Genomic DNA, 12,403 nt, shown 5'->3' with positions numbered 1-12,403 from the left:
TGCTCTTTTCGTAATTCTTATAAAGAATTTACTAGATTGGGAGATTGTCTCAGTTTTTTTTTTCCTAAATGAATAATATGCGATATATGCGCTCTAAAAAGAGAGAGTATATAAAGAATGAATGCAGGGGGGAAAAAATTTGGGTTTGTTATCGACCGGTCCTATCGAGAACAGTCCGGTTGGCGGTGTCAGGCCGAGCCAACAGGTTACTGTAAAAATTGATAACCGGAATTCAGCAGATTCTTCGACTGTTCTAATTCAAGGGTATTTTCTGAACGGCACTAGAACTCTCTATGTATTAGAATTACTGAATATCAGTCCTGACCAGGTTATCACGAAAAATTATTTTGCTAACTTTGATTCGTTTGAATTTGTATTTACAACAGGAGGACCCGCTGAAAATGAAACCGAAGTATCCGTTTGGGGAAAGAATGCTGCAGGTGAGTTAGTAACAGCTCACAGGCTTGTATCGGATGAATTATTAGGAACTGATGCAGGTATTACCGGTGCAACCGGTGCTGCAGGAGCAACAGGTGCGACAGGAACAGCCGGGGCAACAGGGCCAACTGGAGCCGGAGAAACCGGGGCAACCGGAAATACCGGACCTACAGGAGCCACAGGTTCAACGGGAGCAACCGGACCGGCCGGAGCCGGAGAAACCGGGGCAACCGGAAATACGGGACCGACGGGAGCCACAGGTTCAACGGGCGCAACGGGACCGACTGGAGCTGGAGAAACCGGAGCAACCGGAAGTACAGGTTCAACAGGTGCGACTGGGGAGACTGGAGCGACCGGGCCGACAGGTGCAGGAGGAACGGGAGCAACCGGAAGTACGGGATCCACAGGAGCCACAGGTTCAACAGGGGCAACAGGGCCGACAGGTGCAGGAGAAACGGGAGCAACCGGAAGTACAGGTTCAACAGGTGCGACTGGAGCAACTGGAGCGACCGGGCCGACAGGTGCAGGAGAAACGGGAGTAACCGGAAATACAGGGGCAACAGGACCAACCGGCTCAACAGGATCTACAGGACCAACAGGGGCTACAGGTGAAATAGGAGCAACCGGATCAACAGGCAGCACGGGTGCTACAGGAGCGACCGGATCTGCAGGGGTTACCGGCCCGACAGGAGTATTTAATCCTAATGCTACTATTGTAAATGTAGGACCGGAAGTCAGCTCTCAATTCGCAGAACTCAGGACAGCTGAACGAACGCCTCTAATTGAGCTCACGTCCGTATATGGAATCTCGGTTCTGCGGGATGAAATTGCCACAACGGGTTCTGGTTCCGTAACAAATAATGGGACGGAGTATTTGCTCAATACAGCAGCCGGCCCGACAGACAGTGCAATACTTGACAGTGCAGAAAGAGGGAGATATGAATCCGGTTATGCAGGTGAAGCAGGGATAGGCATCCGTCTTCCAGCACCGCCGCAGGGAACCCAGGTGGCACGCTGGGGCTATTTTGACGACCAGAACGGATTCTTTTTTGGTACGAGCGGACCGATCGGTAATTTTGTTGGCATCAATAGGGATAATACAAATACAATTATTCCACAGGCGATCTGGAATGTAGACCCCCTCAATGGAACAGGTCCGAGCGGAGCCACATTGAACCTTGCGGACGGAAATATTTTTCAGATTGTATACACTTGGTACGGGTATGGGGTTATTGAATTTAGAGTTGTCCTTCCAAACCCTGTAACGCTTGCTCAGGAAGTCATAACTGTTCACCGTTTTACCCCAACTGCTCAAACAAGTGTAGCGGATCCGAATCTTCCTATACGTGCTCAAATTGCAAATGTCGGCACTGCCATTCCATTTAATTTGTTTGTAGGCGGAAGGCAATACAGCATTCTTGGAGAATATAATCCAGTTTTCCGCATTACTTCAGAGAGACGAACGGTGAATGTATCTGGGACAGCGCTGACCCCTCTTATTTCATTCCAGCGCAAGCCTGTTTTCCCGGCTGGATCTGGACGAGAAAACTCGGTTAGTGTGAGGCTGGAAGGGATCGACCTTGTCACCTCTGATGATATTTATTATCAAATTATACTGGACGGTACGGTTAATGGGACCTTTACCAACTTTCCTACTGCCACTACAAATATTCCAACGAACGAAACAGCGCTGCTTGTCAATAACACGCTGACGACGATCACAGGCGGTCAGGTCATTCTTCAGGGTCTCGCGGCAGGGGTTTCGGGTTCCAGCAGGGTACTCGCTTCAGCTCTCCTTTTGGATTTTGAACTTCCGGACAATTCAAATATTACACTCGCAGTAGCAAATCTCGTAAGCGGTACAAATCCTGTAACAGCTACGTTCAGAGTGACTGAAGAATGGTAAAGGTCTTTCTGCCCCATGTAAACTTGCTTATGAAATTTTTAAGGAAGGAGGATTTTTATGGCAGATATCATCATTAATAATGTAGGACCAGACGTCAGTTCCCAATTTAATGAACTGCTGGTTTCCAGAAAAACGCCAATTATCGAGCTGGTTTCAACATACGGCATTTCTGATCTGCGTGATATTGTGACCACCACCGGAACAGCAACTGTTACGAATAATGCAACAGAATATAATCTTACCACTGCAGCTGCTGCTGATCGGGCAGTACTGGATAGCGCAGAGAGAGGCAGATATGAACCGGGTTATGCATGTGAGAGCGGAATTGCCATAAGGCAGCCTGGAGCGCCAACAGCAAATCAGATTTCCCGGTGGGGGCTCTTTGACGATCAGAATGGAGCATTTTTTGGAAGCAGCAGTTCGGGAACTTTTGTAGGTATAAGGCGCGGAGGGGCAGACACCATCATTCCCCAAGCCTCATGGAATGTAGATCCGTTAGATGGGAGCGGACCTAGCGGGATAACACTTAACCTGGCAGATGGCAATATCTTTTTGATCGTTTTTACTTGGTATGGATATGGTGTTATCGAATTCAGGGTAGTCATTACTAACCCTGTAACTTTTGCGCAGGAAGTTGTAACTGTCAACCGTTTTTCTCCTTCCGGGCAAACGAGTTTTACTGATCCAAACCTTCCTTTGAGAGCTGAAATAGCAAATAACGGTACTGCTGCACCTTTTAGTCTTTTTGTAGGCGGCCGGCAGTATAGTATCATTGGCAAATTTGATCCTGTTTTTCGTAATACTTCCGAAAGAAGAACCGTTAATAACATTACCGCAAGCTTAACACCTGTTCTCTCTTTCACCAGAAAAGCAGTCTTTCCTGCAGGTTCGGGAAGACCCAATTCCGTACAAGTGCTTTTAGAGGCTGTAGAAATTGTTACAAACGTAGACCTGGCTTTTCAGGTTATCCTTGGGGCCACAGTCAATGGGGCGTTTGTCAATTTTCCTACGGCTACAACAAATATACCGACAAATGAGACAGCGTTACTGGTCAACTCCACCTCTACAACAATCTCAGGGGGAGAAGTCGTTTATCAGGGATTGGCTTCAGCTTCTTCATCCACATCTACCCGGGTGCTCACTACCGAACAGCTTCTGGATTTTGAACTGCCTGACAATGAAATAGTGACCTTGGCTGTAGCATCTGTAGGTGGACCAGGCACCAATTCGGTTACAGCGATTTTTAGAGTAACAGAGAACTGGTAAATAAAAAGGGCGTGCTCCGGCACGTCCTTTTGTAATGTCAGTGATATTTCTGCCACGTTATATCGCCAATCATAAAATTCCCCATCCCCCCGAGCGCTTTCAGATTATCCATCGGTTCTTGATAATGTGGCGCCAACTTGAGGCTTTTAAAAAAGCACTGCAGTGCGGAAGGAGCGTCTTGAAGCCGCGCTAAGCATTCACCTTTATAATTCTCTGTAATATGATCCCGGATGCTGCACTGGTCAAGCAACTGGAGGCCCTCCTTATATTTGGAGGCAAGCATCATGGATATGGCTTTGACAAAAAGGCTGGAATCCTGATCAGACACATATTCCTCTGCCGTTTTCATCCAGTTATCGGCATGAAGATGCATACCTCTGCCGTGCAAAAAGAGGGAGATGATGGCATAAGCACGGGATTTGCTCGAATTTTTGCTCCAATCCAGCTCCGGGATCAAAACCTCCAGCGGGTAGTCATCTAAAAACTTCTGCACGTGGGCAAAAACGGTCGCATACTGATTATGTCTCGCTGAATTATGGCTGTGTCTTCTATACAGGTACAGGGGCTCGGGGACATGAACAGAGTCCCATTTTTGGGTGATGCGCGACAGGATCTCATTGTCTTCCCCTATTTTCAGTTCAACATCGTACCGCACATTTTCAAAACATTCCTTCCTGGCCATCACAGTCCCGCCGCAGATCGGCGTGCCGATTTTGAAAAAATACCTGAGGGCGCGCTGTTTGTCCAGATTCCGGTTGCTGTAATATCCCGCGGGCTGGTCCTGCTCATCAATCAGCAGGACATCTGAGTGGACGAGTCCGACCGTTTCGGAGTGGAACTGCTGTCTGAGCTGTTGAAAGCGGGAAGGGACGGATACATCATCTGCATCCTGAAACACGATAAAGTATCCTTCTGCCAGATCGAGTGCTTTGTTTCTTGTTTTCGAGACACCGGCGTTTGCCTGTGTAACATATTTAATCCTTGGGTCACCAAAAGTTTGAATGACCGATTCGCTTTCATCCGTAGAACCATCGTTGATGATAAGCAGTTCAAAGTCCTTTTCAGTCTGGCAGAGGATGCTTTCAATACATGGCTTAAGAAATCGCGCTGCGTTAAAGACCGGCATAATGACACTGATCATAGGCGTGCGCTTCATCCTACAACAGCTCTCCCGCTGATCAGACCGTCTGCCAGCTGGCCAAAGTCAATGGCGGTTTTTTTCGCTTTGGCAAGCTCCACACATATAACCGAAGCTGAAATTCCAGCAGCAGCAAATGCGGCATCAAAGGAATAGCGGGAAGCTTCATCTATGGCCTTGTGAACATTCTCCAGACCTTCTACTCTAACGGTTCCGGCAATATTATGGAACCCAAGTCTTTCAAAGAATTCTTTTACCTCTCCCATGCGGTTTCCAATCAGCAATACTCTATGTTTTTTCAAGATTTCCGAATACGTACCAAGCTCATTCAGCTCAAGATTGATATTGGAATGAGTGAGGTTCATCTTTTTAAGCGGCCAATTGTGAAACTTCGCCAATCTAATAAAGAGTGACTGAAACACCGGAAGCCTTCTGACAGGGACGCCGAGATAATCGGTTTTGGTGATGTACTCAGTCAGCAGGTCCCTGTTGCGGTGGTCAGGAACCTTTACCCCGGCAAAATCAAGGAACTGAAAATAGGGGTCATTTTTCATCACCTGAGCCGGAATGAGATGGTCGTGGGCGAGAAATCCAAGCGGCCCGTCACCCATTCTTGTTATGGAACATCCGGTTCCCTCTTTAAGGGAGGTAAGGATTTGTTCTTTAACCTCGGCTCCTCTTCTTAGGTGAATCAAATCCTCCTTCAGACTTTCCGCCCCGGCTGCTATGATTTCTTCTGCAGAATAGGGAAGAAGCATGCTGTCTCCAACTTGTTTCTCTACAAGATACTCCCCGCCGGAATAATATGCATCATCTGTTATGTTGAGGTTGGGATAGCCCATCAGTGCCATTCTTTTAAGCTGGCTTTCTGTAAAATGATACATTTTTGAACCTCCCATACGATTGAAATAAACCCTGATATCCATCTTTACATACCTATTGCAGGCAGGCTTGGAATAATCATAGCCGGTGAAAAAAATTACAATTGGACAAACATGCATGGACAGGCGTTTAAGCGGGCTTGAACTTTATGAATAAGATGTATGGATTGAAATTTATGCTTTTTTGATCTGAACGCGAAAGCGGATAAGAAAAATGACAGGAGGTTGAACATGGCTGTTTTATCTACAGGTCCAATTGAAAACACTCCGGCTGGCGGAGTTAGGCCGGTGCAGCTTGTAACGGTAAAGATTGATAATCGGGATCCGGTGAACATATCTACTGTTCTAATTCAGGGATACATTTTGACAACCACAAGAACTCTTTATGTATTGGAACTTATACAGGTCCTTCCGAATCAGGTGCTGACTAAGAATTATTTCGCTGATTTTGATGAGTATCAATTTGTTTTTACGACGGGTGGGGCTGCTGAGACATCTACACAGATTTCAGTGTGGGGAAAAGACGCATCCGGAAACCTTGTCGCTTCCCAGCGCCTTGTATCTGATGAGATTTTGAATCAAACCATTTAAATCCGGGCTTCATGTATTTATTTAGGAGGGACTGCCGAAATGGCGCTTTTATCAACAGGACCGATTGAGAACAGCCCGGTTGGGGGTGTGAGGCCGAGTCAGCAGGTCACGGTGAAAATTGACAACCGTGATTCTGTCAATCCTTCCTCTGTTCTAATAAGGGGGTTCATCTTAAACGGAAGCAGGACCCTGTATGTGGAAGAATTGATCTCGGTTTCTCCAAATCAAGTCATCACCAAAAATTATTTTGCAAATTTCGATGGATTTGAATTTGTTTTTGAAACAGGGGACACAGCGGAGGAAAGTACAGAGGTGTCCGTATGGGGGAAAAATGCGGCCGGAGAACTTGTAACCGCCCATCGCCTTGTCTCTGACGAATTGCTCGGTTCAGAATTAGGAGTTACAGGGGCAACAGGTTCTACAGGTGCAGCCGGGGCAACCGGAGCAACAGGCCCGACCGGGGCTGGAGCCACCGGGGCGACAGGAAACACAGGACCAACAGGCGCTGCAGGTGCAACCGGAGCAACGGGTCCGACCGGAGCTGGAGAAACCGGTGCGACAGGGAGTACAGGATCAACAGGCGCAGCCGGAGCCACTGGAGCTACAGGACCGACCGGAGCTGGTGAAACCGGAGCGACTGGAAGCACTGGAGAGACCGGAGCAACGGGAGCCACTGGAGCTACAGGACCGACCGGAGCTGGAGAAACCGGAGCGACTGGAAGCACAGGAGAGACCGGAGCAACGGGATCCACCGGGGTAACGGGTCCGACTGGAGCTGGGGCAACAGGGGCAACGGGAAGCACTGGAGCAACGGGAGCCACCGGGGCAACGGGTCCTACAGGAGCCGGGGCAACCGGGGCAACGGGAAGCACAGGAGAGACCGGAGCAACGGGAGCAACGGGAAGCACAGGAGCAACGGGAGCAGCCGGGGTGACCGGAAGTGCTGGAGCGACCGGAGCAGCCGGAGCAACGGGAAGCACAGGAGCAACAGGAGCAACAGGAGCAACGGGAAGCACAGGAGCAACAGGAGCCACAGGAGCCACAGGCCCAACCGGAGCTGGGACAGCGGGAGTAACTGGCCCGACAGGACCCACTGGAACTCAGCCGCAGCTGGCATTCGTTAATACCGCGGGAGCAATCGCGATCTTTCCTCCCCTTGGAATAGAAGTCGTTGTTGCCCAGGTTATCACCTCCGTTGCCGCAGGACAGAGAATTAAAGTGGATTATGCATTGGCAGTAGAAGAAAATGCGAACGCCAATAACACGTTCTCCGTAACTTTTCTTTTATACAGAGACAACCAGCTTATTTCAACAAGAACGCTGAACAGAACACTGGCAAGCGCCGGTATCCAGCGGTTCGATATAGCAGACACATTCGTAGATGTTCCGATTGTGGCGAATGCGGCGGCGGTTTATCAGGTCAGGACGAACGTTACGCAAGCGAACAACGTTAATGGCGCCTCAGCTGTTAATAGAAATTTAAATTTGATCAAGTTTTAATGGACCTGTCTGTATAGTTACTTAGCAAATTTATAGATTTTTGAGGAGGAGACACATGGCTATTTTATCAACTGGTCCTATCGAAAACAGCCCGGCTGGAGGGAGCAGACCTACTCAGACGGTAACAGTGAAAATTGATAACTCGAGTGGAACGGACTCTTCTACCATCCTGATTCAGGGTTATCAGTTAAACGGCACCAGAACTCTATACGTTAGTGAACTGCTGGCTATCGCGCCAAACCAGGTTATTACCAAAAACTATTTTGCAGATGTAAACGCATTTGAATTTGTTTTTACAACCGGAGATGCCGCGGCATCGGCAACAGAGATCTCTGTATGGGGCAAAAATGCTTCTGGTCAGCTCGTTGCAGCACACCGTCTCGTTTTTGATGAATTGAGCAGCTCAGGTAATGACGGCGGGGGCATTCCTTTTGTCAGCAATCAGACAAATACAACTTTAATTATCCCTCTGATCACACCGCAAACGGTTCTGACAGCACCCCCAATTACCAAAACATCAGAAGAAGAGAGTCTTATCATTAATGCTTTCGCTGATATAGAGGTAACATCTACCGCTGAGACCTCAACAGAACCAGGCTATACGATTATTTTTGATTTACTGAGAGACACTGAAATCGTTACTACTGTCACAATCACGAAAGAATTTGCCTTTCCTTTCGATTTAACGAGGTCATTTTCAGAATACCCAAGCATATCTTGGTTCGATGATGTCCCCCCGGGCACGTACACCTACAGTCTACTGGTTACGGTAACCGGAGTTGAGCTGTTAGAAGCGGTAGTGCAGAGCCGTTCGATCATCGTCAGCAAATTTTAAGAGAACAAGATAGGGCTGTCCGCTGAGGTGCTGTAAGCAAAACCAATCCAGTTAAACCCCCGGAATGCTCTAGAGCTTCCGGGGTTTAGTTTTTAAGATGGCATGAATTTTGATCCCGCTGATTGAAGCGGAAAGTGCTTGAATCCGGTCATAAAGAAGCGGGACGGGCGCGAAGAGAGGAGAAGTGCACTGCCACCTCAGGTTGAGTATTCCAGATCAGCTAATCTAATTAAAAAGTAAAGAAATTTAACAAATTGATATGTTTTGGACAGCCTGTTTTTGGTTTGTTTTCAACTGGATATGACAGAAATACAAGCAGATTTCCTTTAGTTTAATAAAATGTACTGAGTGTAAGTATACCTGCACTCAGCTGGCGTAGAAAGGAGAAAAAAATGGCACAATTTTCTACAGGGCCTGTAGATAACCAATCGGGGGCATTGGGGAGGATTGCCCAGTTTCTTACAGTTAAGGCGGTTAACCGGGATGCTGTAAACAGCGGAACCCTATTAGTTGAAGGATATAGTATCGGCGGTTCACGGACGCTTTATGTTCAGGAACTGGTATCTATAAGCCCCAATCAAGTTTTAACAAGAAACTACTTTGCTGATGTGGATACGTATGAGTTTTTGCTGACAGCAGGAGGCACGGCTGAACCGGAAATGGAAGTGTCACTATGGGGGAAAGATTCGTCAGGGAACATTGTTTCTTCCCAGCGTCTTGTATTTGAAGAGTTTGAAGAAAATTCTTAAATGGAGGGTAAAACTGAATGGCGATTTTATCAACCGGACCGATTGAAAATAATCCGGTAGGCGGGGTCAGACCCACCCAGCTTGTAACTGTCAAAATTGACAACAATAGTTCGACGGATTCATCGTCTATCCTAATACGCGGCTACGTGCTAAATGGATCCAGAACACTGTATGTAGAAGAACTGATCAGCATCAATCCGAACCAGGCTGTAACCCGAAACTACTTTGCCAATCTGGATGCGTTCGAATATGTGTTTACTACTGGCGGAACGGCTGAAGAAGAGACTGAGGTTTCCGTTTGGGGCAAAAATGCATCAGGGCAGATCGTAACGGCCCATCGTTTAGTGTTTGAAGAATTAAGAGGGGATGAAAGAGGCAGAACTGGCCCGACCGGTCCAACCGGTGCCAGGGGAGCAACAGGGGCAACTGGTCCTACAGGGGCAGGTGCTACCGGGGCCACAGGTGCTGCTGGAGCAACAGGAGCAACCGGGCAGACAGGTGCCGCTGGAACAACCGGTTCTGCAGGCGCAACAGGTGCAACAGGAGCAGCCGGAGCAACCGGGCAGACAGGTGCCGCTGGAGCGACCGGTGCAACAGGAGCAGTCGGAGCAACCGGAGATGCGGGTGCAACTGGACCAACAGGAGCAGGAGTAACCGGAGCGACCGGTCCGACTGGGGCAACAGGAGATGCGGGAGCAACCGGCCCTACTGGAACAACTGGACCAACAGGAGCAGGAGAAACAGGACCCACCGGAGCAGCTGGAGCAACGGGAGCAACCGGGGAAGCGGGAGCAACCGGCCCTACTGGAGCAACTGGACCAACAGGAGCAACCGGGGAAGCGGGAGCAACGGGTGCGACTGGAACAGCGGGAGCAACCGGGGAAGCGGGAGCAACGGGTGCGACTGGAACAGCTGGAGCAACCGGGGAAGCGGGAGCAACGGGTGCGACTGGAACAGCGGGAGCAACCGGGGAAACGGGAGCAACAGGGGCAACCGGAGAAGCGGGAGCAACGGGTGCGACTGGAACAGCGGGAGCAACCGGGGAAACGGGAGCAACAGGTGTGACTGGAACAGCGGGAGCAACCGGGGAAACGGGAGCAACGGGTGCGACTGGAACAGCGGGAGCAACCGGGGAAACAGGTCCAACGGGTCCTACTGGATTCGGAGCAACAGGAGCAACTGGTGAGACCGGTCCAACGGGTCCGGCAGGTCCAACGGGGCCAGGAGTAGGAGAAACAGGCGCTACCGGTCCGACAGGTGCTACCGGTCCAACCGGCCCAACGGGTCCAACAGGTTTCGGAGCAACAGGGGCAACAGGTGAAACGGGTCCAACAGGAGCTACAGGAGCAGCAGGTGTAACCGGTCCGACTGGCCCTAATAACGTGCCGTTTGTAAACAACCAGAGTGGAGTTGCTGTCGCTGTTCCTTTAGCTACGCCGACTACTGTTCTTACAAATGGCCCGGTTACTACTGATAATGAGGACGATGATTTAATCATTACTACTATGTGTGATGTTGTAATCGTAACAGATGCTGTGACACTCACTCCAAGCTACAATATCACGATGACACTCTTCAGGGATGTCACTCCTATCGCCACTGTTACTGAAACAAAAAATTTCGAGTTTACTACAGCTGCAGCACGTACGTTTAGTGACGTACCGAATATTGTTTGGTTCGATGATGTTGGAGTGGGTACCTTTGTGTACAGCATTCAGATAAATATTACCGGAAACGGTCTGGCAAGTGCACAAGCTGAAACAAGATCAATTGTTGTTTCTGTCTACTAAGTCTCTTTCCAGATCAGTCAATAAAAAGGCCCTCTATCGTTTACGGACGACAGAAGGCTTTTTTTTCAGAACAGTAATAAGAACTAGGCAGGTAACGGTTTTATAAGAAACGAGAAAAGTCAATGATTTTGCCTATTCCTAGCCGCTTGAACGAGCATATGTTAGAGGGAATGCACAGAGAGGAGCGTTTTGCGCGGAGTTTTCAGCAGGTCAGGAGGCTAATGGAAAGTGAAAATTGCAACCATACTTGGCACACGGCCGGAAATCATCCGCCTGAGCCGGATCATACCGAAGCTCGATCAGCTAGCCCAAAAGCATATTGTCATTCACACCGGGCAGAACTTTACAAGAGAATTGAGCGGCGTTTTCTTCCAATCATTAAAGATCAGGCAGCCGGATTATCAGCTGTTTCATAAGCAATTATCCTTCGGTGAGCAGCTGTCAGAGATGTTCAGCAGCCTCGAAGGCATTCTGGAAAAAGAAAAACCGGACCGGATTCTCGTTTTAGGAGATACGAACAGCGGACTTTCTTCCATTCTTGCAGAGAGGATGAACATCCCGGTCTTCCATATGGAGGCAGGGAACAGATGCTACGATCTCGCTGTTCCGGAAGAGAAAAACCGCAAAATCATTGATGCGGCATCGACCTGCAACCTGCCATATACGGCTCAAAGCCGTGAGAATCTGCTTAGAGAAGGGTGCCATACAAAAGATATCCATGTCATCGGCAACCCGATTAAGGAAGTGCTGGACTATTACCGGAAGGACATTTCAAACAGCGGCATCTTAAAAGAGCTCGGTTTGAAACAGAAGGATTACCTTCTGGCCACCATTCACCGGTCAGAAAATGTAGATCAGCAGGAGCATCTGCAGGAAATTTTTGAAGGCTTGAATCTTACTGCAGAAAGCCAGAATAAAAGACTGATCTGCAGCATCCATCCCCGGACAAAATCCCGGCTTGATCAAGCGGGAATCAAGCTTCATCCCCTCGTAGAATTCTACAAGCCTTTTTCCTTCTTTGATTTCGTCCATCTTGAACAGCGGGCAGCGTGTGTCCTGACAGACAGCGGAACCGTACAGGAGGAGTGCTGCTTGTTCCATGTTCCTGCCGTCACCGTCCGGAAGACGACCGAGCGGCCGGAGACGATTGCCTGCGGAAGCAATATTTTATCCGGCATCAATAAAGACAGGATTGCCGATTGCACGAAATACATGATGTCGCTGCCGCCGGATTGGGAAGTGCCGGCAGAATACTTGCGTGTGAATGTATCCGATACCGTAATCAAAATACTTTTGGGAGGCCATTAAC

General features: G+C 48.9%; 10 protein-coding genes. 8 read left to right on the top strand and 2 right to left on the bottom strand.

The features are described 5' to 3' along the window. Positions 1 to 139: 139 nt before the first annotated feature. Positions 140 to 2,344 carry a collagen-like protein gene (locus tag GKZ89_RS21125; RefSeq protein ID WP_241680095.1) on the top strand — a complete coding sequence of 735 codons (2,205 nt, stop codon included), beginning with the start codon at positions 140 to 142 and terminating at the stop codon, positions 2,342 to 2,344. Positions 2,345 to 2,401: 57 nt separating this feature from the next. Continuing rightward, on the top strand, positions 2,402 to 3,610 hold the full coding sequence (locus tag GKZ89_RS01445; RefSeq protein ID WP_155110596.1) for a hypothetical protein: 1,209 nt from the start codon (positions 2,402 to 2,404) through the stop codon (positions 3,608 to 3,610). A 37-nt stretch (positions 3,611 to 3,647) separates the two neighbouring features. On the opposite strand, the gene GKZ89_RS01440 is transcribed toward GKZ89_RS01445, so the two are convergent. Beyond that, positions 3,648 to 4,766, bottom strand: a complete 1,119-nt coding sequence (locus GKZ89_RS01440) for a glycosyltransferase family 2 protein (RefSeq protein ID WP_206672148.1) — start codon at positions 4,764 to 4,766, stop codon at positions 3,648 to 3,650. Then, positions 4,763 to 5,632, bottom strand: a complete 870-nt coding sequence (locus GKZ89_RS01435; RefSeq protein WP_155110595.1) for a GT-D fold domain-containing protein — start codon at positions 5,630 to 5,632, stop codon at positions 4,763 to 4,765. Before GKZ89_RS01435 ends, GKZ89_RS01440 begins: the two co-directional genes overlap by 4 nt. 228 nt (positions 5,633 to 5,860) lie before the next feature. On the opposite strand from GKZ89_RS01435, the gene GKZ89_RS01430 reads away from it, so the two are divergent. From GKZ89_RS01430 to wecB, 6 genes are all read left to right on the top strand, one after another. Further along, positions 5,861 to 6,220 (top strand): hypothetical protein, encoded by a 360-nt coding sequence (locus GKZ89_RS01430; RefSeq protein ID WP_155110594.1) that lies wholly within the window; start codon positions 5,861 to 5,863, stop codon positions 6,218 to 6,220. A 39-nt stretch (positions 6,221 to 6,259) separates the two neighbouring features. Continuing rightward, positions 6,260 to 7,720 (top strand): hypothetical protein, encoded by a 1,461-nt coding sequence (locus GKZ89_RS21120; RefSeq protein ID WP_155110593.1) that lies wholly within the window; start codon positions 6,260 to 6,262, stop codon positions 7,718 to 7,720. A 55-nt stretch (positions 7,721 to 7,775) separates the two neighbouring features. Beyond that, positions 7,776 to 8,555, top strand: coding sequence for a hypothetical protein (locus GKZ89_RS21115; RefSeq protein ID WP_241680094.1), 780 nt, complete (start codon positions 7,776 to 7,778; stop codon positions 8,553 to 8,555). A gap of 392 nt (positions 8,556 to 8,947) precedes the next feature. After that, positions 8,948 to 9,304, top strand: a complete 357-nt coding sequence (locus tag GKZ89_RS01415) for a hypothetical protein (RefSeq protein WP_155110592.1) — start codon at positions 8,948 to 8,950, stop codon at positions 9,302 to 9,304. A 17-nt stretch (positions 9,305 to 9,321) separates the two neighbouring features. Then, positions 9,322 to 11,094, top strand: coding sequence for a collagen-like protein (locus GKZ89_RS21110; RefSeq protein WP_241680093.1), 1,773 nt, complete (start codon positions 9,322 to 9,324; stop codon positions 11,092 to 11,094). A gap of 228 nt (positions 11,095 to 11,322) precedes the next feature. Next, on the top strand, positions 11,323 to 12,402 hold the full coding sequence (gene wecB / locus GKZ89_RS01405; protein ID WP_162356346.1) for a non-hydrolyzing UDP-N-acetylglucosamine 2-epimerase: 1,080 nt from the start codon (positions 11,323 to 11,325) through the stop codon (positions 12,400 to 12,402). Position 12,403: the final 1 nt, after the last annotated feature.

The organism is Metabacillus mangrovi (genome assembly GCF_009711125.1).
In the GTDB taxonomy this organism is placed as follows: domain Bacteria; phylum Bacillota; class Bacilli; order Bacillales; family Bacillaceae; genus Metabacillus_B; species Metabacillus_B mangrovi.
This window is presented reverse-complemented; position numbering and strand designations above follow the sequence as displayed.